Here is a 23,933-nt window from a genome sequence, read left to right as displayed (position 1 = left end):
AGATGAACGCCAGCTGAAACCCTTCTTCGGAACGGGTTCAGGGGCGCCGACGCATTCTGCGTTCACACAGCCGGTTTACCGGTGAGTTCCATGAGTATCCGGCCACGGCCGGCCAAGACTGCGCACAAAGGTGATCACCATGATGAAACACATCCTGTCCGCCGCCCTGGGGCTTGGAGCGCTGACCATGAGCGCGGCCTCGGCCCAGCAAATCGAACTGTTCGACGGCCCGAACTATACCGGTCGCTCGGTCGTGATCACCGGTCCGGTATCCGACCTTAGCCGTCGCGGCTTCAATGATGCCGCCTCGTCCTTCCGGGTTCGCACCGGTCAGTGGGAGATCTGCGAACATTCTGATTATCGCGGCGATTGTGTCACGGTATCGGGCAGTGATGCGCGCCTGTCACGGTTCAATAATCGCATTTCCTCGCTTCGGCCGGCCTCCTCCCGGCCCGGCAATCCCGGACGTCGCGGCGGACGTTTTGGCGATATCACCTTTTATTCCGGACCGAATTACACGGGCCGCTCGGTCACGCTGAGCCATGGGGAACCCAATTTCGATCGCATTGGTTTCAACGACCAGGCCCAATCGGTCCGCTATAGCGGCAATCGCCCGTGGCGTGCCTGTCAGCATGCCAATTATGGCGGTTCGTGCATGGAGATCCGCGGCGATATTCCGCGCCTGTCTTCCATGGCGCGCCAGATCAGCTCGGCCACGCCTGACGCAAGTGCCGGCGGCCGGGGCGGTTTCCGTCCGCGCAACGGGATCTGGCTCTATGATGGCGAGAATTATGGCGGTCAACGCGTTGATATCGAATACGAAAACTCGAACTTCGACAGCATTCGCTTCAATGATCGCGCCAGCTCGCTGTCGGTCGCCCAGGGCGAAGTCTGGGAAGTGTGTTCTGATGCCGGTTTCCGCGGTCGCTGCACCACGATCCGCAGCGAGGACGTGCCGAGCCTGAGCCGTCTGGGTCTGAATAACGGCATCTCCTCTGCCCGCCGGCTTGATCACAATCCCGGTGGCGGTCATGGCGGTGGTTATTACCAGATCTCCGGCGGCGTTGAGGGCGTGCGTACAATCTTCTTCCCGCGCCCCCAGATCAACGGGACGCTGATCGCCCGCTGTATGGATAATGGCCGCCGGTGTGACGCTTCCGTGGCCGACGCCATCTGTCGGGCTGCCGGGGCCCGCGATGCGGTCCATTACGAGCGAGGTTATGGCAATAGTCGCACGGTGGATCTGGGCACGGGGACCCAGTGTTATGGCGGGCAATGCCAGCCCATCACCGATGTTTTGTGCGTCGAATAGGGTCAAATCCACACAATCACGATCAAGACATGCCGCCAGGCCCAGCCTGGCGGCATTTTTATGTGACACCGGCGTCCGCTTGCAAAAATCCTTTCGCGCAGAATGCGAAACAGGTTATATTGGTTACAAACGAAACTATACCCGCATAACAATGCCCCGGGGAGAGACGATGCCGGTCAATGATCCCATTGTTGCCGAACAGGATGCCGCTGCCGATTTTACCATCGAGCAGAAGTGGGACCTCTATAGCCAGGAGGAACACGGCATCTGGCGCACGCTCTATGATCGCCAGATGAAGGAACTTGTCGGACAGGCGGCCCCTGAGCATTTTCGCGGACTGGAATTGCTCAATCTCAATGAGGGTGGCATTCCGGATTTCCGGCGCGTCAACGAGAAGCTCGAAGCCCTGACCGGCTGGACCGTTGTGACAGTGCCTGGCTTGATCCCGGAGAAGGAATTCTACGAACACCTCGCCAATCGTCGTTTTGTGTCCGGGCGCTTCATCCGTGATGCCCACAAGCTGGACTACCTGCCCGAGCCGGATATTTTTCACGATGTCTTTGGCCACGTGCCCTTGCTGACCCAGCCGGTATTTGCCGACTATATGCAGGCCTATGGCCAGGGCGGGCTGCGCTCGCTGGAGTTCGATTCCATCAAGAACATGGCACGGCTCTACTGGTATACGGTCGAATTCGGTCTCATCAACACACCGGAAGGCCGTCGCATCTATGGCGCGGGGATTGTGTCGTCCAAAACCGAGTCACGCTTCAGCCTGAGTGATGACAGTCCGAACCGCATCCATTTCGATCTTCAACGGGTGATGCGCACCGACTACCGCTATGATGACTTCCAGCAGACCTATTTTGTCATCGACAGCTATGACGAGCTGATGGACGCCACGTCCCAGGATTTTGCACCGATCTATGAGCGCCTGCCTACTTTGCCGGAATACACACCCAGCTCCATAGCGCCGGAAGACCGTGTCTATCATCGCGGCACCCAGGCCTATGCGCTGTCCCAGGCGGACGCCCAGGCAAGCTAATCACAGATTTTCTCCCAAAAATCACCCCCGCTGGCCCAGCCATCGGGGGTGATTTTTGTCCGCACCTCAGACGAAACAATCAAACCCGCTGGAAGGCGTAGAAATCTCCGCCCAGCCCCAAAATCCCCGTCAGGGCATCCAGCGCCGTGTGGGCTTCAGTCATCAGCTGCGGATCCGCCAGATCCGCCGGATCAAGACGGTCGCGATAATGCGTCTCGGCCCATTGGCACAAACGCGCGTAAAGCTCATCGCTCATCAGGCAGGACGGCAGTACGGCTGCATGCTCGGCGTCCGTCAGCACGACACGCAGACGCAGACAGGCCGGACCTCCACCATTGCGCATGGACTGGCGGACATCCGCAAATTCAACCGCTCCAATCGGCCCGTTGGAGGCGATCAACGCCTCACAATAGGCCCGTGTCGCAGCGTTTTCGCGGGTCTCCTCGGGAGCAAGAAGGACCAGACGATCCTCGCCCGGGATCTCAAGCAGCTGGGAATTGAACAGATAGGAGGTGATCGCATCATTCAGCGACACGGCACTGGCCGGCACTTCCACAAAAACCGGATCAAACAGGCCGTCTGCAGCGTCTCGCACCGCATCCTGGACACGGGCCGTCTGTTCAAAAGCCTGCTCATGATAGAACAAGGCCTGACGTGTGCCCACGCACACCACATCATTGTGGAAAGCGCCGGCTTCGATCGCCTGGCGGGCCTGCTGGGCGAGCACGGTGCGCCGGGCAGACAGGCCGTGACGGCGCACAATGGCCTCACAGCTTTCAAGGGTCTGACGCGCCGGAAAACGCCCTTCATACGCCCCTAGGCCTTCACGGCCCCAGACCAGCAACTCCACACCTGCGTCCCCGTGCGCCTCGCACAAGCGCACATGATTGGCCGCACCTTCATCGGCAAACATGGGCTGCATGGGCAGGGTGTCGTGGACAGCGAACCGGCTCTCATCCGCAAAAATCCGCGACAGGGCGCGTTGGGTTTGCGGCCCCTCAATCCCGCGGTGGGGCGTGGTCAGCAGATTGGCCGGTGTGAAATGCACCCGACCATCGGCTGTATCCGCCGACGGTGAGACCATGGCGGCATTCGCGGCCCACATATGGGAGGAGGACGAGACCAGTTTGAGAAAACGCGGCGCCTCCCTCGCGGCGGACTGCAGGACCTCGCTATCAGAACCGGTAAACCCCATGGCGCGGAGTTGCGGCAGGAAGGGACGCTCCTGCGGCGGCATCACACCCTGGATCAGACCGCGATCCGCCAGGCTTTTCATCTTGGCAAACCCCTCCAGCGCCGCCTGGCGTGGAGACGAGGCCTGCCCCTCATTGCGGGTGGAGGCCAGATTACCCTCCGAGAGCCCGCCATAATTATGGGTCGGGCCAACAATTCCGTCGAAATTCGCCTCGCTCGCGTTCATGCCCTACCCCTCTTGTGTCCCGTGAATGGCCAGGCGTTCCGGCGTCTCAGCGGCCTGGGTCGCAACCGGATAGGCACAATAATCCGCCGCATAATAGGCGCTCGGGCGCAGATTGCCCGACTGTCCGGGACCGCCGAACGGCATGTTGGACGCCGCCCCTACCGTCGGACGGTTCCAGTTTGTGATGCCCGCGCGGCTTTCAATCCAGAACCGGTCCCACAGCGCCCGGTCATCGCTGACCAGCCCGGCGGCCAGGCCATAAGCGGTGTCATTGGCCGCAGCGATGGCCTCGTCAAATGTCGCCACACGAATGACCTGCAATAACGGCCCAAACACCTCTTCATCCGGCACATCCACACCAGTCACATCCAGCAGCCCCGGACGCAGAAACGCCGGACCGGCGGGATCCCGGGCCACTTTGTGGAGGATTTTGGCCCCCTTCTCGATGAGGTCGTCCTGGGCATCGAGCACGTGCTGAGCCGCCTTTTGCGTGATGAGAGCACCCATGAACGGGGTCGGCTGGGAATTCCAGGCCCCGATAGTCAGGCGTTCGGACAGATCGATGATCTTGGCAATGATGGCATCACCTGCCTCACCGTCCGGCAGTATGAGACGGCGGGCGCACGAACAGCGCTGCCCGGCAGACATGAAGGCAGAGTGCACGGCGATCCGTGCAGCGGCTTCCGTATCCTCGGCATCCCAGATCACGAGCGGATTATTGCCACCCATTTCAAGGGCAAGCTGAATACCGGTGCGACCGGCAAAATGCTTGTGAATGAACTGGCCCGTGCCGAAAGAACCGGTGAACAGGACACCGTCGAGCGCGTCATGATTGAGCGCTGCCGCACCTGTTTCACGAGCCCCCTGCACCATGTTGAGCACGCCGGCGGGCAGTCCTGCCGCATCCCAGGCATTGATCATCATCTCGCCCACCGCCGGGGTCAGTTCGGAGGGTTTGAACACGGCTGTATTGCCAGCGATCAGGGCCGGCACGATATGACCATTGGGCAGATGGCCGGGGAAGTTATACGGGCCAAGCACGAACATCACACCCAGCGGTTTGTGCCCCAGCTGGGCAAAGCCGAACGGGGTTTCGCTGGTGAAACCGCCGGTCCGCTCCTCAAAGGCCTTGAGCGAGATATCCACCTTGCCGATCATGGCGCCCGCCTCGCCCGTGGCTTCCCACAAGGCCTTGCCTGTTTCGCGCGCGATCAGTTCGGCCAGCGCATCCTTTTGCTCTTCGAGCTGCGCCTTGAAGGCTTTTACGATCTCGATACGCCGCTCCAGCGGGGTACGCGCCCATGGCAGAAAAGCGGCGCGGGCCGCCCTGAATGCTGCGTCAACATCATCGGGACCGGCTGCCTCGCCGACCCAGATCACACTGTCATCGGCCGGATCGAACGACATAAATTCGGCACCGGACCCGGTCTGCCACTCACCCTGGATAAACTGCATGTGTCTTACCTCTGACGCCAGAAACGAACCCGATCTCCTTCACAAAGATCCAGGGCTTGCAGGGTTTCAAAATCCACGCCGATCACATCACCATCCAGGATGACCGTGGTCCGCGTGGTGCGGAAATTATCGAATCGGTCCGTCGACAACAGCCCCTGGACACCGCCATGCGGCGTGGCGGCGCGAACCGTGTATTGTCGGCTTTCACGAATGGTGCGGACATTCTCTGTCCAGGTCGACACCAGCGGACCACCATCGAAAATGTCGATATAGCGGTCATAGTGGAAGCCTTCCCATTCCAGCAGTTTGCGCGCCCCCACGCCCACCGCATGGGTCTGCCCCACAACGGCGCGCACATCCGGCGGCAGCAAATCCATATAGATCAGATGCTTGGGCCCAAGATCCAGAATGAACTGGTTGTCCGTGGAGGCGCTCAACTGATCAGCCTCGGCAAAATCCATCTTGAAGAAGGGACGCGAGACATAATCGTAGAACGGCGATGATCCATCGTCGCGCACCACACCGCGCAGTTCGGCCAAAACCTTCTCGCCAAAGCGCGGTCGGTCAGCCGCCATCAACAAGTATCGCGACTGGGCTGCCAAACGGCCTGCCCCGGTACCCCGCCCGGCCTCGGAGACAAATAGTGTGCCCACCTCCGTCGCGCCGGCAAAATCATTGACCAGCAACATCGCATCCATGTCGAAACGCCGGTCGGCTTCCGCAGAATGCTGGGCCATGGTGATGATCTTGAAATCCCAATAGGGTTTCGACACGCCCACCATCGCCTTGACCGCAGAACAGCCCACAATATGGCCTGTTTCCGTGTCTTCCAGCATCAGCTGATACGTATCTTCAGTCTGCCGGGAGATCTGGGCCGCAAAAGCCGTCTCCGACTTTACCAGACGCTCTTCCAATTGCTCCGGTGGCACGGCCAGGCTGGTAAAGCCTGTCCCTGCCGATTTGGCGAGCGCGATCAACTCGTCAATATCCGTCCGTTTCGCAGCACGTGCGATCAGCATTCCAGTCCTCCCCCTGTCCGGGTCCCCAAAAGGGGTTATCGGCGCTTGGCCAGCGCTCTTGCATCGCGGGCATCGAACGTGCCGCTGGCAAATTTCATCAACATCACCGCGGACAGCTGGGCCCGTTCGACGAAGCTGGAGAGTTTGACGATTTCACGGTCGGAATGAATGTCCGCACCGCGCACACCCAGAGTGTCGACATTCGGACAGCCGGCAGCCCAGAGGTTATTGCCTTCACAGACACCGCCCGTGTCCTGCCAGCGAATTGTCAGACCGAGAGCTTCACCGGCCGTTCGTGTCCACTCGAACATGCGTTCATTGGCCGGGCTCATCGGCTTGGGCGGACGTGTGAAACCGCCATGCAGTTCGGCTTCGATGCCATCACGCACCCGGATCTCGTCCAGCAGACGCTCCAGCTCGGCCTCAACCCAGATCTGATCATTTTCTTCGGCCACTCGAATGTTGAACCGGGCCACCGCGGTGTCCGGCACCACATTGGGTGGGCCGCCCCCATCAATCTTGGCCAGGTTGAACGTCACGCCGTCGCGCTTGCCATTGAGGCGGTCGAGTTCCAGACCGAACTGGCAGGCGGCGACCAGGGCATTACGACCCAGATGGTGTTCGCGACCCGCATGTGCGGCCCGCCCGGACACTTTGAGCGCCCAATTGCCAGAGCCCTTGCGTGCGCCCGCAAGCGAACCATCGGCCAGAGCCGGTTCATAGGTCATGCCGATATCAGCCCCGGCTGCCAGTTCCGCCAGAACGGGACCCGAGCCCAGATTTCCGATCTCCTCGTCCGGGCTGATGAGCACATCCACCCCGATCTCCTTATGCCCCGGAAAGCGCTGCAGGCCGAGAAGCGCGTGCAACATCACGATGATGCCGCCCTTCATATCGGCAACCCCTGGACCATTAAGCGTGTCCTCATCCCACATCTCGCAGGACTGGAAATGGCTATCCTTGGGAAACACCGTGTCGTGGTGGCCGGTCATCACGATCCGGATGGGCGCCTGGGGACGGATCCGGGCATGGAAGGACGGGGTATACGTCTGCTCAGTCACCGTTCCGTCGGGCAGCACTACTGTGCTGGGCGCGAGTTCGATGGCTGAAATCTCACAATCATCCAGCTCGGAAAACGCCTCGACCAGACAGCCGCGCATGGCTTCAAGACCATCCGCATTGCGGCTGCCCGAATTGATAGCGGACCAGGCTTTGACCGTCTCGATCATGTGATCGGATCGGGTCTCGATCCAGTCGAGCACAGCACGCTCTTCTGGAGAAAGATCTAGAACTGTCGACATGTGATCCGTCTTAGCGGTTTAAACGGCGCGGTCTACCCCCTCCTGCCCTGGCGGGAGGGGATAGTCGCAGTCCTCAGCGGATCAGGCGTGCTCGAGCGCCTGTTTCAGATCCGCAATCAGATCATCCGGGTTTTCAATACCCACGGAGATCCGCACCAGGCCGTCGGTAAAGCCCTGGCGCTCTCGCAACACCGGATCCACACCCCGGTGAGTTGTCGAGCCAGGGTGACAGATCAGGGTCTCGGTCCCCCCGAGCGAAACAGCCAGCTTCATGACCTGCAGAGCGTTGAGCATGCGGAAAGCCGCTGCTTCATCGGCAAGGTCAAAGGCGAAAGTCGATCCGGCCGTAACACACTGGGCGTCATAAACAGCCTTGTCACGACTGCCCTCCTCCAGGAAACCCAGATAACGAACACGCTGGACCTTGGGATGATCGCGCAGGAATTCGGCCACTTTGAGCGCCCCGTTGGCCGCCGCCGCCATGCGGATTTTCACCGTTTCCAGCGAGCGCAACAACATCCAGCAGGTATGGGCATCCAGATTGGTTCCCAGATAACCGCGCAGGCCGCGCACTTTTGCCATTGCTTCGGACTCGCCTAGTGCCGCACCGGCGATGAGATCAGAATGTCCACCCACATATTTTGTCAGGGAGTAGACGAGCACATCCGCGCCCAGGCTCAAGGGCGAGGTATTCACCGGGCCCAGGAAGGTATTGTCGACTACGATTTTTGGACGCGCGCCCTGTTTTTCCGCGATCAGATCGGCCACCCGGCCAATCGCAGCCAGGTCAACGAGGTCATTGGTCGGATTGGTCGGCGTCTCGCAATAAATGACGGACACATCGCCCTGTACCATCGCCGCCTCGGCAGCAACAACAAGGTCGGCCTCGTCGGCCCCCGCATCAAAATCCACGGCCTTGATGCCGTAATTGGGCAGGAATTTGCGGATCAGGCTTTCGGTACCCCCATAGAGCGGGGTGGATTGCAGGATCACCGAGCCGGCGTGCGCCAGAGCCATCAGAGTGGTGGAAATGGCGGCCATGCCCGAGGCGAAGACGGCGGCTTCTTCTGCACCATCAAAAATGGCCAGACGGTCTTCCAGCACTTCCATGTTCGGATTGTTGAACCGCGAATACATCAGTCCGGCCGCTTCTGGATCGCCTTCCTCGGCCTGGCCCAGAGTGACGCGGAAAAAGGCTGCGCCCTCTTCCGCCGTCGCAAAGGCGAAGGTGGAGGTCAAGAAGACCGGCGGCTTGATCGACATCTCAGAGAGCTTGGGGTCATACCCATAGCTCATCATCTGCGTTTCAGGGCTGAGCTCGTGACCGGCAACAGAGCGTTTGCGATACGGTGCCTCGGGCTTGGACATGGGATCCTCTTGAATCTGTCGACCGGCCGAACGGGCCGGAAGGGGCTGATCAACCCCTCTAGTCTGCTCGATTGCGCAAGGTCAAGCCCATCCTCATCACAGCGGAAAATCTGGTTGTTTTTTCGACAGCCATCTCAGTGGCGAGCACATATTTTCCAATTTTACCCAAAAACCTAGTACAGGACTAGCGCGCGTCGTTACCAACACGCCCGGCCCGCTTTCGCATGCGGCATCGAAACTATGAGCGAAACGCATCAGACATGGCGTTTGATACGCCCCCTCCAAGGCGCGCCCAAAAGAAAACGGCTCGGGCCGAAGCCCGAGCCGTTCCCAAAATTCAGTCGACCGAGGTCTTAGTCCAGAGAGATCAGGACTTCAGAGCGACGGTTGAGCGGCTCACGGACACCGTCCGGAGTGTCGACAGCCGTATTGCTCTCACCGAAGGCTTCCATGGCGATCAGGGAAGCCGGAACGCCGAGGCGAACCAGTTCGGCGGACACTGCACGAGCGCGACGCTCGGACAGGCCAACGTTATAGGAGGCGGAACCGGAACGGTCGGTGTAACCAGCGATGGAGACGCGGGTCACGCCACAACCGTCAGCGCCAGCTTCCTGGGCAGCCTGGTTGATCACGGAACGAGCCTGATCGGTCAGAGCAGAGGAATCCCACTCGAAGTAAACCGTGAAGCCAACGTTATCACACTCAGCCGGCGGCGGAGGCGGCGGCGGAGGCGGAGGAGGCGGCGGCGGGGGAGGCGGCGGCGGCGGCGGCGGCGGAGGCGGCGGCGGCGGCGGCGGAGCTGCGAAGGAATAACGCAGGCCAACCCAACCTTCGTGGTGATCCAGACCTTCGACGGACACACCGCGGGAGAAATCCATCTCAGACATGGAGACGTAGCGGTATTCGGTGTCCAGGGTCAGACGCTCGGTCAGTTCCCAACCGATACCTGCCATCAGCTGCCAGGTGAACGGCATTTCTTCGCCAGAAGCGATGACGTAACGCGGGTCATTGGCGACGACGTCTGCCGGGATCGTACCCGTGCGCCAGCCGTAGAGGGAACCGGACACGTCGGAAACACCGACACCGATACCCAGATACGGGTGGTAGAAGCTTTCGGTTTTGAAGTCGTAGAAGGCGTTAGCCATCAGCGACCACATCTGGAAGCTGGAACCGGAGTCCTCAAACGCGCCAACAGCACCGGTGTCATTGAAGCGGTGAGACAGTTCACCTTCCAGTCGCAGACCTTCAGCCCAGGAGTAACCAGCAGCCACAGCCTGACGCCAGTCAGACTTGCCGTCGATTCCACCATTCAGCCCGCCCGTAACGTCCGTTTCGCCCGGGAAGCCGTACCCGACAGCGCCACGCACATACCAGCCTTCGTCAGCGAACGCGGGCGTCGCTGCCAAGGCTCCGACGGCGGCCGCCGTAAGAAGCCATTTTTTCATCATTCCCCCTCCGGAGGCCCAGCCCCCTTGGTGTGACAAGCAACATTCGGCCCATGCCGAAACGCAGAGAATCGCCTGATCAAGGCCATTCCTGTAATTTTCGATACATGAATTGCGCTGAGAGTGCCACCCGAAATTGGCGTAATAGAGTGACTAATTGGCACCTTAACCAACCTCTGTGAAAAGGTGACGCTTTAGTGCAACACTACACTATTGGAGGCCCTATTCGTCTTCTGTGGCACGAATTTGAACTTTCACGAAACTAGTGCAGAGCAGTCACAGGGGACTGTCCGACATAGTTTTCGTTTCCTGTTTCTCGAGACAATGAATCGAACACTGCCACAAGACCTCGCATGGATGCCTCATCGCGGTCGTACAAATCATTGAGATAGCGCACACCGCCCTCATCATCGCCGACAACTGTCCAGTAGGATAGATGCACCGGCAGGCGCTGATCGAGCCACACCACGCGCGGGTTCCGACCCGCAGCCGTTTCGGTCACGCTCTCCTCGGTCCAACCGTCCTGGCCATTCAGCACCCACTCCGCGAGCGCGAAGGGATCCTCGACACGGATACAGCCTGCCGAAAAATCCCGACGGGTCCGGATGAATTCCGACCGTTCAATCGTGTCATGGATGTAGACGTTGTGACGGTTGGGGAAGATGAACTTGATCTCGCCAAGCGGATTATCCGGGCCTGGTGGCTGGGCGATACGGTAATTCCAGCTCCGCGTGCCCCAGCGGCTCCAGTCGATATCATACACCGAGATCGGATATCCCTGCCCGTCTGACAGACGGAAACCATATTCACGCACAAGGCCGGGATTACGGCGGATAGACCGGAAGCGCGCACGCGCGGCCCCGCCGGGAATGCCCCACCAAGGATTGATGACCAGGTATTGCATCTCTTCGGAGAATTCCGGTGTGGATGAGGCCTCACGACCGACCATCACCTGGTGCACACGTTCGAGCTGACCATTGGACCAGGCCTCGAGCCGGAAGTCCGCCAGATTGACCCAGATATGACGATCTCCCAGATCTCGCGATCGCCAGCGACGCTGTTCCAGGTTCAAACGCAACTGCGCCATCCGGTCTTCAGGCGTCATATTGAGTTGACGCAGCGTATCCCGGTCCACCCGTCCAGTCGGTGCAAGATTGACCCGCCCCTGGAACCGACGCACGGCTGTATCCAGCACTGCATCAAACACATCGCCCGGCTGCCAGTGCGCGCGCAAGAGACCTTCAGCGCTCAATCTGGCCCGCAATTGGTCGACACGGGGGCCGTCCATGCCCGGCAGAAGCGCCTCGCCCGGATCAATACCGGTCCAGATCGGCCGGACCGATTGCAGACGCACCATCTCGGCCCGCAACAGATCATAATCGCGAACAGGCGGTTGCATCGCGGTCAGAGCCGCGGTCACACCGGCCTCGCCACGCAGCGCCTGTTCCAGATTATCGATCAGCACCTGACCCTCACCCGCAGTGTAGCGTCGTGGCAGGCGGGTTTCCTGGTCCATCAGACCAAAACGCAACCAGCTCGCCAGGCGCAGATAGGCTGCATTGGCGGCGTCCTGTCGCTCGGCCAGCGTCCCTGTATCGTCCATCAAGGAGAGAGCCAGGGCGTCCTGGGCCGGAAATCCGTGGCTGGACGCATCCAGCAGGGCATCAACCAGTTCAAGACGCTGAGCGTCGTTCCAGACGGGCAAGACCGGGAGCTGAGCCTGGATCTCCGGGATATCGATCCGCGGAATGACAATCTCTTCCGGCTCGGTCTCGATCAGTTCCAGACCGGGCTCCGGAGGTGAATCTTCCGAGTTTTCGTTCCCTGAGTCTTCATTGCCCGCATTCTCCGACCGGGCCTCTTCCAGCCTGGTCTCAAGCAAAGTGCTCTCAAAGTGGACCGCCAGCGCAGGCGTCGCCAACCCGCCCACAAGGACCAGGGTCGTGATCGCAACAAGCCAGGTATCAATACGCGTTTTCATCGTGCTCCGCCGCCCCCTCTGGCGTTTGCCTGATGACCGAAATCGCCCGGACATTAACCATTTGGACAGGATTCTAAAAGCGGTTTCGCGCGAAAATCACACGCACGACCGACACAAGCCCGTGAAGTTGCGGCGCTATGGCCACACCTTGCCCGCAACGGGGGACAGGCGTCAGAGCCCGGTTAACGCCAGCTCCGTCTAACGCCAGAGCAGAACCGGTATACGACAGGCCCGGATCATTTCCGTTGTCGTGCTGCCGATAAACAGATTGCGGATGCGCGAATGGCCGTAAGCCCCCATGATCAACAGATCATAACCCTCACGCTCGACCAGCTCGGCCAGGACTGTTTCCGGCTCCCCGCTTTCAAAACCGGTGGTCACAGCCCGTCCGGACGCGACCAAACGATCGGCCGCCGCTGACATGGCCGCCCCGGCCGCACCATCTGCCGGTCCGACATGAACCAGATGCAGTTTGAGCCCGGGCAGGAAAGTCCCGTCCTCAAGACGGTCGATGGCAGAGTTTACATTTTCCCCGTTGTCAAAGGCGATGATCGCTGTTTCGACCGGGCTGAACTCTCTGGACGCGACAAGCAGCGGTTTGTGAGCCGACCGTGCGACCCGCTCCAGGTTTGACCCCAGATGAAGCCGGGCGAAATCTGCCGCCTCGCCCCGCTTGCCCATGACCAGCACGTCGGCCTCGGCCTCCACATCCGCAACCGCGTCCAGCAAATCGCCCATGCGCAGACGTTCCGCGACCGGCCGATCACTCTGCCCCTCGATATGGGTGTGAGCAGCCTCCAGAATCGCCCGGCCATGTTTCTGGGCCAGACGTGCGGCGGCTTCGTCATGCTCGGTCAATTCTTCCAACAGTCCAGAACGCGCGCCCAAAGAGAGCATGCCTGACAGGTTGGACCGTGCTTCGCCGCGGGCCTCACGACGCCCGAGCACGTGAAGCAATTCGATATCGGTCTGGTTCAGACCCGCCAGCCAGGCCGCGTGATCGCACACGCTCTGGCCGTATTCCGATGCATCCACAAAGGCGATGATCTTGCTCATGAACCTGTCCCCGACTAGTGGCCGAGAAGGCGTTCGAGCGCCCCCGGCTTGTTGTGCTCGCCCAGACGGTCAACGAGGGTCTCACTGGCCTCATTCATGCCGACCAGTTCGACCTCGGCGCCTTCCCGGCGGAATTTCAGAACCACCATATCGATCGCCGTGACGCTGGAAATATCCCAGATGTGTGCCCGACTGAGGTCAAGTGTCACATGGTCGAGGGCTTCCTTGAAATCAAAGGCTTTCATGAAGTCTTCCGCGGAGGCAAAAAAGAGCTGCCCCTCGATCACATAAGCGCGGCTGCGGCCATCATCAGTCACTGTACTGCTGACGCGGAAAATCCGCGAAATCTTCCACGCGAAGAAAATGCCCGACAGCAGCACGCCGATCAGCACGCCAATGGCCAGGTTGTGCGTCAGGATGACACCCGCCACCGTCGCCAGCATAACAATCGACGAGCTTTTGGGGTGCGAGCGCAGGTTCAGGATGGAAGACCAGCTGAACGTGCCGATCGACACCATGACCATGACAGCAACCAGGGCGGCCATCGGGATTTGCGCGACCCACTCACCCAGCACCAGGATCAGGAAGAGGAGAAACACGCCAGCGCAAAGCGTCGAAAGGCGGCTGCGTCCTCCCGATTTCACATTGATCATCGACTGACCGATCATCGCGCACCCGGCCATGCCGCCCATGAAACCGGTGACCGTATTGGCAATACCCTGGCCAATACATTCCTGGTTCCGATCGGACGGGGTGTCCGTGAGATCATCCACAATGGACGCGGTCAGCAGGGATTCAAGCAGGCCCACAGCCGCCACCGCGACGGAATAGGGCAGGATAATCATCAGCGTATCCAGGTTCAGCGGGACGTCAGGCAACAGGAACACCGGCAGCGTGTCCGGCAGCTCCCCCATATCGCCCACAGTGCGCACATCGATACCGAACACCATGGTGACAGCCGTAATGACGACAATACACACCAGCGGGGACGGAACCGCTTTGGTGATATAGGGCAGGCCGTAAATAATCCCCAGACCGGCCGCGACCAGGACATAGGTCAACCAGGGCACATTGATCAGCTCGCCCAGCTGGGCCATGAAAATCAAGATCGCCAGCGCGTTCACAAAGCCGGTGAGCACCGAGCGCGACACGAAGCGCATGATCGCCCCCAGCTTGACCAGACCGGCAAGGATCTGGATCAACCCGGCCAGCACCGTAGCAGCCAACAGATATTCCAGTCCATGATCCCGCACGAGTGTGACCATCAGAACGGCCGTCGCAGCCGTGGCGGCAGAAATCATGCCCGGACGCCCGCCGGTAAACGCGACCAGAACCGCAATCGAGAAACTGGCATACAGACCGATTTTCGGATCGACGCCGGCAATCAGGGAGAAGGCGATCGCTTCGGGGATGAGGGCCAGGGCCACCACCAGTCCCGACAGGACATCACCCCGGATATTGTAGAACCATTCTTCACGGATCTTGCGCATGAATGCGCCATCCCAGGCCAGAAAATCCATGACCTTGCCTCCTGCAGTCGCCGGGCCGCACAGTGCCCCTCCCCCCGGTCATCATGGCCGAGGCGCTGCGCGACAAACCGCGCGCGGGGACAAAAACACCGCGGACAGCCCATGACGCGGCAGGGGCCGGATAGGCGATTGCTGCGCTGCACACAATGAAAAATGCGGCAAAACGCCTCGATTGCAGGAGAGGATTGCGTTTTTGCGGCCCCTATCGGGCAGAGATGAGCGCCTCGGCCGCGGCCCGTCCGGACAGGAAAGCGGCCTCGACCCGCGCCGCCAGACAGGCATCACCGGCCAGCCCCAGCATCAGATCCGGATCAAACATACAGGGTGTTTCAAGCGCGCGTTCGACACGCGCATACCGCCAGCGATGAGCACGCTGATAGATCGCCCGCGGCAGGGTGAAACCGAACCGATCCGCCAGCATGCCCGCCATGCGTTCGGCCGTGACCTCTGCCGTGTCCTCCAGATGCGCCCGGCTCCAGGTCGGTGAAGCCTGAACCACCCAGCAATCCGCTCCAGCTACTCGGTCGGGCTTGGCCGAATCACGCGCGATCCAGCTCATATGTTCTGTTTTCGCGGCAATTACATCCTGCTTGAGTGGCAGCCTCTCTTCAAACGCCATCATCAACGTCCAGCACGGCTCATAGGCCATGCGTGCTGCCGCCTCGGCCAAGGGCGCGCAGACGGGACGCAGAAGCGCTTCGGCCTGTGGTCCCGGTACGGTCACAATCACCGCATCGAAATCTGTATGACGTCGTGTGGTCTCGTCCTCAAGAGACCAGAGAGAGCCGTGACGGTTCAACGTGGTGATACGCGTATTCAGGCTGATATCCAGGCCGAGCGATAAACGTCCCACGAGGGCCGACATGCCCGGCCTGCCGACCCACCAGCCTGTCCCGGTGCCCGGAGAGGTCCAGGGGGCAGCAATCCGGTCGACCTGGTTTTGCTGCATGAGATCGAGGAAATCTGCATCGCGTGCGGTGGCAAATTGTGCGCCATGATCAAAGCGCAACGCACCGGCCCGACGGGTCGACAAGCGCCCCCCCAGGCCGCGCGATTTTTCAAACACTTCCACCTGGTGACCGAATGTGCGCAGCCGTGCCGCACAGCTCAGCCCCGCCATTCCCGCACCGATGACTGCCACGCGCATGCCCGGCCTCCCTCTTGTCAAACGACCAAGCTAGAGCATGGAGCGACAAGGGAAAGACCGGGCACCGTGTCACGCACAGCCGGGGGGAGCCATGGCGTGAAGTCCCGTCCGATTTCAGGGGGAGGCGGACGGGTCAGACGTTATCGCGCCGTGAGCCCTTCAATCACATCCGCCCATTCGGGATGACGATCGGCCTGGGCTTTGAGAAACGGACACAGCGGCACGATGGTGAAACCCTGGGCGCGGGCGTCCTCGACCACATGGCGCGCGAGGGCCGAACCCACCCCCATGCCTTTCAACGTGTCCGGTACACCGGTGTGGTCCACGATGATCCGGCTGGCGGACAATCGCGAATAGGTCATCTCGCCGGTCTCGTCATGCCCCTCGATATGGGCCACATAGCGCCCCTTTGAGCCGCTTTCCTCATGGGTGAAATGGATATTCGTCATCACAGCCTCCTGATCCGTATCGCGGTTACACCAGATAGAGCGCGTCGCCGCCCGGTCCGGAAAAAACTGCCAAGGTGATAAGACCCAGAACAGCCACTGACAGTGCCAAACTGATATAGCGCATAACCGCCTCCGTTCTTCGTTGAGAAGGATATAATCGAGGCGGTGAAAAGTGATTAGGTGCAGATTTGGAAAAAGACCCCTGCCCGTTTACGCACAAGATCAGCGGGCAGAGTGGGGTGCCAGTCCAGACGGAGCCGCGCGATCACTCCGCCGCCAGGCACCCGGTTGCAGTGGCGATCCGACCGGTCTCCTGAGGGCTCCAGGCCATCAGTTCACGGGCCACAAAACAGCGCTGCCCGGCATCGAGACGATCATCTGCCATCAAGGCAGTCAGGATCATGTCGAGCGAAACCTCGCCGGTGATCATCTCCATTCCGCCCGCCTCGGGGCTGTCAAAACGCAGCAAGGCTCCGCCTGACTGCCAGCGAGACCAGGTCTCGCCGGGAGCCCCGGTATGAGCGAATGCGCCCCAGTGTGCCCCCATCGCGGCGGCCACCGCTTCGCGGCCGGGCGCATTGCGATCTGTGAACAGTAATTGGTCGAGCGCGCCATAGAGTTCAAAATGATTGAACACAAAGGGAATTTCCATGCCATGAGCCGCGCCGAACAATTGTCCGCTATCGGTCAGCAAGAGCGAACCGCCCTCATCCCAGTCAAAGCGATAGGCCCAGACATCCTGATGCCCGGCCGCGTTCAGCCGGTTCGCCAGATCATCCACCGCCAGGACACGCCATAACCGGCTGGGATAATCCGCGATGGCCTCATAGGCATCGGCATTGCGCGGCCAGATCATCAATCCGATCCGCCGCACCAGATCCGGATTGAGCGCCGTGTAAAGCCGCATCTCGTCGCGATTGGTACCCGTGATGATCGGAACGTCGGCAAACCCATCCGGTGTGGCGGCCGCCTGGCGAATGCCTCCACGGGGCAGGACCACATCATCCTCAATCATCAGCGGCATTTCGAGACTGTCGCCGATATTATAGGCGCCGAACAGATCGGCCAGCGAGACCGAGCGTAGCGTTTCGGCCGAGACCTCGCCCTGCGTTATGCGCTGCGTCATGCGCTGCGCCGTCTCCCGCGACGGGTTCGGAAACAGGTTTGACCCCTGTTCGGCCTGTTCACGGGTCACGGACCAGGTCAGACCACTCTGGATGATCGCACCGTGAAACAACCCCCGGGCGCGTGGCGCGGCCAGCAGGGCGGCTACATTATGCCCGCCCGCACTTTCACCAAACACGGTGACCCGGTCGGCATCTCCGCCAAATGCCGCCGCATTAGTGTGCACCCATTCGAGCGCGGCGATCATGTCCAGCAGCGCAAAACTCGCTGCCTCATCCGCTTCGGTCTCGGCGGACGCGCGTAGATCGGGATGCGAAAACCAGCCCAGTGGCCCCAGCCGATACTGGAGGGCAATCACGATCACATTCTGGTCCAGCGCCAGTTGCGACCCGTTATAGGCCGAGGACCGGCCCCAGACATTCGCCCCGCCATGGATCCACACCATGACCGGCAGGTCTTGCGCACCCGGCGGCGCATACACATCCAGGGTGAGACAATCCTCCGCCCCGATCAGCAGGCCGGCCTCCAGCCCCTCCCCCTCATCCAGGGCATTGGTGACCTGCGGGCAGCGTGGCCCGAAATCCAGCGCCTCAAACCGGCCATCAAACGCCAGTGGCGGACGCGGGGCACGCCAGCGCAGATCGCCAACCGGTGCTGCAGCATAGGGTATGGCCCGCCAGACATGCGCACCCTGTGCACTCATCGAGCCGACGATCTCGCCCTGGGCAATTTCGCGATGGGTGATCTCGAGCGCCTCGACCGGCGCCGTCTCGTCCACCGCGCTGCACGCGGACAGCGCCAGCACAGCCATCAGACCCAAAAGCCGGACGATCTTTGATCCCCGCAACGCCATGACACTCTCCCCTGTTGATCAGGAGACTAGTCGGCTGGGCCGGGGAGGCAAGTTTTCGGAAAACACGGACCGAATCTCGGACAAAAGTCACACGTTCGATCGCTGAACCGTCACACGTCAGACGGTAAAGAAAGGGCCAAAACCGTCACACGCTCACGAGTGATCCGATTTCGTTATTGGGCGAAACACCACAAAATGGAACAAATTCAAAGGATTGGAATGGTGAGCCGACAGGGATTCGAACCCTGGACCGTCTGATTAAAAGTCAGATGCTCTACCAGCTGAGCTATCGGCTCCCCGAAAGGAGCGCGGAACCTATACGCGAGATTCCGGAGGGTCAATGCGCTTATGCGCACAAAAAACAGCATTTCTGATGACTTTTCGCCGCATTCTTGGGTAAGAGTGTGGATATGTGGGGAGTGTATCGAGTTTTCCCGTGTGTTTTGGGGGCGTTAGCCCTTTCTGCATGCGCCAGTGCTCGCGACAATGCGAGCGAAGCCGGCTCATTCATGAGCTCGGAAACCTCTGTTGCGGTCCAGGATGCGGTGGGTTTACCCCGTGAACGCCCCGGTCCGGTGATGGTGGACGAGCTGGATGACACCGTCCCGACCCCCTATGGCGGCGATGGCTCCCGACGGCGCTGCTCGACCGTGGCCCGCGATATCGCCCGAATCACATCCGTCCTGGGGGCGGATATCGAGGAACAGCACCGCCTCGCCGAAATTGAGGAACGCGAGGCGCGCAGCGACGAGAACTGGGTCAGCCAGGGTTCGTATTATGCCAGCCGGGCCCCCGATGCAGCGGCCAGCGGAGCGCGGGACCTGTATCGCTCGACCATTGTCGGCCTCAATCCCGTCCGGCCTGTGGTGCGCTTTATCGGACAGTCCGGCCGGATCGAGCGCGAGGCGCAGCAGATCCGCGATATGGGTCAGCGTCGACGGGCTTATCTGCGCGGACTGTATGACGGGTTTGGATGCCCGCCCTCCTATATGAGCCGTGCCTTTGAAGCCTATCAGCTCATTGATCCCGAATCCGGTGACTAGGGTGCCTGAATCTCTTCGGCCTGCGGGCCTGCCGCCCAGCGCGCATTGAATTCGGCACGGAAAGCCTCGAACCGGCCCGCGCGAATGGCCTCGCGCATACGCCGCGTCAGGTCCTGGAAATAGGCGATATTGTGCCAGCTCAACAACATGGCCGAGAGGTATTCGCCCGAGCGGAAGAGGTGGTTGAGATAGGCGCGGGAATAGTCCGTACTGGCCGGGCAGTCGAGTTGCGGATTGAGCGGACGCTCGTCCTCGATAAACTCGGCGCGTTTGATATTGATCGGACCCCAGTCTGACCAGGCCTGTCCATGACGCCCCGACCGGGTGGGCAGCACACAGTCAAACATGTCGACACCGCGCGCGACACTTTCCACCAGGTCAATGGGCTTGCCGACCCCCATCAGGTATCGCGGCCGGTCAGCGGGGAGATGCGGCGTGGTGAAATCGAGCACCTCGCACATGGTTTCAAACCCTTCGCCCACGGCCAGACCGCCAATCGCGTATCCATCATAACCGGTCTCGATAGAGCGCTGCGCGCTCTCACGGCGTAAATCCTCGAACACCGATCCCTGGACGATACCAAACAGGCCCTGTGTTTCACGTTCACCAAAGGCGGTTTTCGATCGCTGCCCCCAGCGCAGGGACAATTCCATGGAAGCGCGCGCCTCGTCGCGGGAACAGCCAAAGGGCGTGCACTCATCAAACTGCATGGAGATGTCGGCGCCCAGCAGGTCAGCCTGGATCTCGATCGAGCGTTCGGGAGTGAGCTTGTGTTCCGAACCGTCAATATGAGAGCGGAAGGTGACACCCTCCTCGCTCATCTTGCGCAGTTTGGACAGGGACCAGACCTGGAACCCGCCACTATCGGTGAGGATCGGACCGGACCAGGTTGAAAATGCGTGCAGACCACCCAGGCGTTTCACCCGCTCCGCACCGGGGCGCAGCATCAAGTGATAGGTATTGCCCAGGATGATATCGGCACCGGTCGCCCGGACCTGGTCCATGTACAGCGCCTTGACGGTCGCGGCGGTCCCGACCGGCATGAAGGCCGGTGTCTGGATCTCGCCGCGCGAGGTCGACAGCGTCCCAGTGCGCGCAGCGCCTTCACTGGCATGAACCGTGAACGGAAAAACACTCATCGCTGACCCTCCAGGAGACAGGCATCGCCGTAGGAATAAAACCGGTAACCCTGCGCGATGGCATGGGCATAGGCGCGCTGCATGACATCCAGCCCCGACAGGGCACTAACCAGCATGAAGAGCGTGGATTTGGGCAGGTGGAAATTGGTCATCAAGGCGTCGATGATCTTGAACTCATATCCCGGCGTGATGAAGATATCCGTGTCGCGGCTGCCGGCTGCGACCCGTCCCTTGGCTACTGCCAGGCTTTCCAGTGTGCGCAGGGCTGTGGTGCCGACCGGAATGACCCGCCGCCCCTGAACCTTGGCGGTGTTGATGGCCTCGGCGGCTGTGGCAGAGATCGTGCACCATTCCGAATGCATGGCATGGTCATCCGTGTCATCCGACTTGACCGGCAGAAAAGTGCCCGCGCCGACATGCAGGGTCACCTGGCACATCTCCACCCCGCGCGTGCGGAGCGCGTCCATCAGGCGTTCGGTGAAATGCAGACCCGCCGTCGGCGCTGCGACCGAGCCGGCCTCACGGGCGAACAGCGTCTGGTAGTCCACCACATCCTGCTCATCCACACCGCGCTTGCGGGCAATATAGGGCGGCAGGGGCGGCGCCCCCGTTTCGGCGATGGCTGCATCGAGCTCGGTGCCGGACAGCGCGAAGGTCAGCACGGTATCACCGCCCTCCCCTTTCTCGCTCACGGTGGCCACGAGGCGTCCGAAGCGCACCTCATCCTCCACGCGAATACGCTTGGCCGGCCGGATGAAGGCGCGCCACTGATCTGCCGCCTCGCGCTTGTGCAGATTGACCTCAAGCGTCACATCACCGCCCCCGCCCTCGGCACGCGCGGCGCGCACACCTTCAAGGGCGGCGGGAATGACCTTGGTGTCATTGAACACCATCAGATCGCCCGGCTGCAGCAGATCGGGCAGATCGAGAACACCCTTATCGCCCAGCGCGCCATCGGCGGCGACATGAAGCAGACGCGCCGCATCGCGCGGTCGGGCCGGTCGCAGGGCGATATTCGCCTCTGGCAGCTCAAAATCGAAATCAGACACTTGCATGCAGCAGGATCTAACTTCCGCCACACCGCTTCGCAATCTTTTGCCTGTATGCGGGACTGCGACAGGAAAGGCCGAGCGTGTGTGGCGTCAAGTGCGTAAATTGATTCGTTGGGGCAGTGGGACCGCCCTGGCCGGGCTCGCCGCCCTCATCTGGCTGTCCCCGATTGTCAGCCTGGCCGACATCACTCGACAGCTCTGGCCGATCAGCGCCCTGTTGGCGCTCACGCTGACAGCACTGGTCTGGCTCCCCGTGCCCCAGCCACGCAGTTTCCGCCCCCGGTCGCGCTCCGCCAGCCGGATCATCGCCGCCGTGCTGTTGATTCTGGTCCTGCTCCCCGCACTCACGCCGACATGGGCGATGTTGCGCTTTCGCCCGAACGAGACACCGCCAGCCCAAGCGTTCACCCTGACGCTCGTCACCCATAATCTGTGGGGCCATTATTACGACACCGAGGCGGCCCGCGATGTCATGCTGGCTAGCGGGGCGGATATTATCGCCCTGCAGGAAGCGTGGAATATCGAGCGGCTGGAGCGAGCCGGATTTCGACGCGCCTATCCGTTCGCCACGGAGTGCAGCGCCTCAACCCGCATCTATGCCCGTCGCGCACCCCTGGACACCGGCTGTATTCGCCACGGTCCGGCGACCGACTGGCAAAACGCCTCCCCCTGCCAGCTTGACCTGCCGCCCGCCAGCTGGGCCCGCTTTGCCGGACCCGAGGGCGGGGTCATCCATGTGGTTTCCGTACATATGGACTGGCCCAACCCGTTTGGGGTCCAGGATTGCGAACGGCGTAATCTGGCCAGCCACCTTACCCGCTTCCCCCAGGATACGCTGATCATCGCCGGGGATTTCAACGCCGCAGATCCATCACGCGCCCTGGCCCGTTTCGGTGAGGATTTCGGATTGGCACGCCTGACCTACGGCCTGCCGACCTGGCCCGCCGAAGGACGTTTCGGCACAGACGCATCCGGTGTGGCGACACCGTTGATCGGTATTGATCATGTTTTTGCCGGAGAGGCCGTGGAACTGCTGGGCCGCGATCGTCTGGCCAGTACCGGATCCGATCATCGGCCCGTTCGGGTCCGGCTGCGCATCCGACCTTCGAGTGACGGGCCAGACGCCTAGCCGTGGGACCAGTCGTCCGGACTATGGCTATCGCCCGGTGACAAGCCCAATTGCTCACCCTCATGACTGACACCCAGTCCCAGGACGGTGCGATTGGCGTAAGCGAAATAGGCGGTGACCTGGTTGATCTCCAGGATTTCGCCATCCTCGAACCCGGCCCGGCGCAAAGCCTCGATATCAGCCTGTCCGATACGGTCCGGGCACAGCGTCAGCTTGCGGGCATACAGCAGTCCGGCTGCTTCGCGCACGCCAAAGGCCCGGGCTGGCTGGTCAGACGCCAGAGCCTCCCGGATTTCCTGGGCGCGATCATCATTGCCAAGCAGGCGTTTCAGCCCGGCATAATGATGTTCGACACAGTAGGCACACTGGTTGAGCAGGCTCACATAGGTGCCCAGAGTCTCCAGATAGGCCTTGTCCAGCGCATTGCCGTAGTGATGCAGAACCGCCTTGTAGAGGGCCATATGCCCTTCCAGCGTGTGCGGGCGCAGGCTATGGGCGGCCAGTATATTGTCGATTTGGCCGTCCGGCCCCGCCACACGGGTATAGATAGAGTTGAGGCGGCCATCGGCCGCCTCGCGTGAAATCGTCTTGATCCAGCTCAAGGGATCAGGCCTCGACCACAACCGCCTTGATGATTTTGCCCGGCTCGGCCGGCGGCTCGCCCTTGGGCAGCGCGTCGACATGTTCCATGCCGGACGTCACCTGTCCCCACACGGTGTACTGATTATTGAGGTAGGGCACTTCATCCAGGCAGATGAAGAATTGCGAGGAGGCACTGTCCGGATTGGCCGCGCGCGCCATGGACATCGTCCCGCGCACATGCGGTTCTGCGCTAAATTCGGCCGGAATATTCTCGCCCGATCCACCCATGCCGGTGCCGTTCGGACATCCACCCTGCGCAACAAAACCATCAATCACGCGGTGGAAGGTCAGGCCATCATAAAAGCCTTCTTTCACCAGCTGGGTGATGCGAGCCACGTGTTTCGGCGCCAGATCCGGGCGCAGGCCAATAACGACGTCGCCGCCATCGAGGGTGAATACGATCTGTTCTTCAGCCATAAGTCTTTC

Annotated in this window: 20 protein-coding genes and 1 tRNA gene; 4 read left to right on the top strand and 17 right to left on the bottom strand. The window is 61.0% G+C overall.

Translation table 11 applies throughout. The features are described 5' to 3' along the window. Window positions 1–139: 139 nt before the first annotated feature. Together RMQ97_RS06160 and phhA are read left to right on the top strand one after the other, a co-directional pair. Window positions 140–1,312: a beta/gamma crystallin-related protein gene (locus RMQ97_RS06160; RefSeq protein ID WP_413659978.1), complete on the top strand. Its 1,173-nt coding sequence runs from the start codon at window positions 140–142 to the stop codon at window positions 1,310–1,312. Between the two features lie 169 nt (window positions 1,313–1,481). Next, complete coding sequence (gene phhA, locus RMQ97_RS06155) at window positions 1,482–2,354, top strand: phenylalanine 4-monooxygenase (protein WP_413659977.1); 873 nt, start codon at window positions 1,482–1,484, stop codon at window positions 2,352–2,354. Window positions 2,355–2,433: 79 nt separating this feature from the next. Here the strand turns inward: phhA and astB are convergent, their stop codons facing one another. The 13 genes from astB to RMQ97_RS06090 form a co-directional block, all read right to left on the bottom strand. Then, window positions 2,434–3,774 carry an N-succinylarginine dihydrolase gene (astB, locus tag RMQ97_RS06150; protein ID WP_413659976.1) on the bottom strand — a complete coding sequence of 447 codons (1,341 nt, stop codon included), beginning with the start codon at window positions 3,772–3,774 and terminating at the stop codon, window positions 2,434–2,436. A gap of 3 nt (window positions 3,775–3,777) precedes the next feature. Beyond that, window positions 3,778–5,229, bottom strand: a complete 1,452-nt coding sequence (astD, locus tag RMQ97_RS06145) for a succinylglutamate-semialdehyde dehydrogenase (RefSeq protein WP_413659975.1) — start codon at window positions 5,227–5,229, stop codon at window positions 3,778–3,780. A 5-nt stretch (window positions 5,230–5,234) separates the two neighbouring features. Next, window positions 5,235–6,248 carry an arginine N-succinyltransferase gene (locus tag RMQ97_RS06140; protein WP_413659974.1) on the bottom strand — a complete coding sequence of 338 codons (1,014 nt, stop codon included), beginning with the start codon at window positions 6,246–6,248 and terminating at the stop codon, window positions 5,235–5,237. A 35-nt stretch (window positions 6,249–6,283) separates the two neighbouring features. Continuing rightward, window positions 6,284–7,549 carry a hydrolase gene (locus tag RMQ97_RS06135; protein WP_413659973.1) on the bottom strand — a complete coding sequence of 422 codons (1,266 nt, stop codon included), beginning with the start codon at window positions 7,547–7,549 and terminating at the stop codon, window positions 6,284–6,286. Between the two features lie 81 nt (window positions 7,550–7,630). Next, on the bottom strand, window positions 7,631–8,917 hold the full coding sequence (locus RMQ97_RS06130) for a cystathionine gamma-synthase family protein (RefSeq protein WP_413659972.1): 1,287 nt from the start codon (window positions 8,915–8,917) through the stop codon (window positions 7,631–7,633). Window positions 8,918–9,270: 353 nt separating this feature from the next. Then, window positions 9,271–10,362, bottom strand: coding sequence for an OmpA family protein (locus RMQ97_RS06125; RefSeq protein WP_413659971.1), 1,092 nt, complete (start codon window positions 10,360–10,362; stop codon window positions 9,271–9,273). Window positions 10,363–10,624: 262 nt separating this feature from the next. Further along, complete coding sequence (locus tag RMQ97_RS06120) at window positions 10,625–12,343, bottom strand: L,D-transpeptidase family protein (RefSeq protein ID WP_413659970.1); 1,719 nt, start codon at window positions 12,341–12,343, stop codon at window positions 10,625–10,627. Between the two features lie 198 nt (window positions 12,344–12,541). Beyond that, window positions 12,542–13,399: a universal stress protein gene (locus RMQ97_RS06115; protein ID WP_413659969.1), complete on the bottom strand. Its 858-nt coding sequence runs from the start codon at window positions 13,397–13,399 to the stop codon at window positions 12,542–12,544. 14 nt (window positions 13,400–13,413) lie between these two features. Beyond that, on the bottom strand, window positions 13,414–14,889 hold the full coding sequence (locus RMQ97_RS06110; RefSeq protein ID WP_413660020.1) for a SulP family inorganic anion transporter: 1,476 nt from the start codon (window positions 14,887–14,889) through the stop codon (window positions 13,414–13,416). Window positions 14,890–15,130: 241 nt separating this feature from the next. After that, window positions 15,131–16,075 (bottom strand): NAD(P)/FAD-dependent oxidoreductase, encoded by a 945-nt coding sequence (locus RMQ97_RS06105; protein WP_413659968.1) that lies wholly within the window; start codon window positions 16,073–16,075, stop codon window positions 15,131–15,133. A gap of 140 nt (window positions 16,076–16,215) precedes the next feature. Continuing rightward, window positions 16,216–16,524 (bottom strand): GNAT family N-acetyltransferase, encoded by a 309-nt coding sequence (locus RMQ97_RS06100; protein WP_413659967.1) that lies wholly within the window; start codon window positions 16,522–16,524, stop codon window positions 16,216–16,218. 265 nt (window positions 16,525–16,789) lie between these two features. After that, window positions 16,790–18,502: a carboxylesterase/lipase family protein gene (locus RMQ97_RS06095; RefSeq protein ID WP_413659966.1), complete on the bottom strand. Its 1,713-nt coding sequence runs from the start codon at window positions 18,500–18,502 to the stop codon at window positions 16,790–16,792. 220 nt (window positions 18,503–18,722) lie between these two features. Beyond that, window positions 18,723–18,798: transfer RNA gene (locus RMQ97_RS06090), tRNA-Lys, on the bottom strand. Window positions 18,799–19,011: 213 nt separating this feature from the next. On the opposite strand from RMQ97_RS06090, the gene RMQ97_RS06085 reads away from it, so the two are divergent. Continuing rightward, window positions 19,012–19,545, top strand: a complete 534-nt coding sequence (locus RMQ97_RS06085; RefSeq protein ID WP_413659965.1) for a hypothetical protein — start codon at window positions 19,012–19,014, stop codon at window positions 19,543–19,545. Here RMQ97_RS06085 and tgt read toward each other — a convergent pair. Both tgt and queA read right to left on the bottom strand, forming a co-directional pair. Beyond that, window positions 19,542–20,684, bottom strand: a complete 1,143-nt coding sequence (tgt, locus tag RMQ97_RS06080) for a tRNA guanosine(34) transglycosylase Tgt (RefSeq protein ID WP_413659964.1) — start codon at window positions 20,682–20,684, stop codon at window positions 19,542–19,544. The genes RMQ97_RS06085 and tgt overlap by 4 nt on opposite strands. Beyond that, window positions 20,681–21,739, bottom strand: a complete 1,059-nt coding sequence (gene queA, locus RMQ97_RS06075) for a tRNA preQ1(34) S-adenosylmethionine ribosyltransferase-isomerase QueA (RefSeq protein WP_413659963.1) — start codon at window positions 21,737–21,739, stop codon at window positions 20,681–20,683. The genes tgt and queA overlap by 4 nt, the downstream gene beginning before the upstream one ends. Window positions 21,740–21,830: 91 nt before the next feature. Here queA and RMQ97_RS06070 point away from each other — a divergent pair, with 91 nt between their 5' ends. After that, entirely contained in the window at window positions 21,831–22,865 is a 1,035-nt protein-coding gene (locus tag RMQ97_RS06070; RefSeq protein WP_413659962.1) for an endonuclease/exonuclease/phosphatase family protein, read from the top strand. Here the strand turns inward: RMQ97_RS06070 and RMQ97_RS06065 are convergent. Then, a complete protein-coding gene (locus RMQ97_RS06065; protein ID WP_413659961.1) occupies window positions 22,862–23,467 on the bottom strand; it encodes a carboxymuconolactone decarboxylase family protein in 606 nt (201 codons plus the stop codon). The two genes, RMQ97_RS06070 and RMQ97_RS06065, sit on opposite strands and share 4 nt — an antisense overlap. A 4-nt stretch (window positions 23,468–23,471) precedes the next feature. Next, complete coding sequence (locus tag RMQ97_RS06060; RefSeq protein ID WP_413659960.1) at window positions 23,472–23,924, bottom strand: peptidylprolyl isomerase; 453 nt, start codon at window positions 23,922–23,924, stop codon at window positions 23,472–23,474. Window positions 23,925–23,933 lie beyond the last annotated feature (9 nt).

The organism is Maricaulis sp. D1M11 (genome assembly GCF_047308265.1).
Taxonomy (GTDB): Bacteria; Pseudomonadota; Alphaproteobacteria; order Caulobacterales; family Maricaulaceae; genus Maricaulis.
This window is presented reverse-complemented; position numbering and strand designations above follow the sequence as displayed.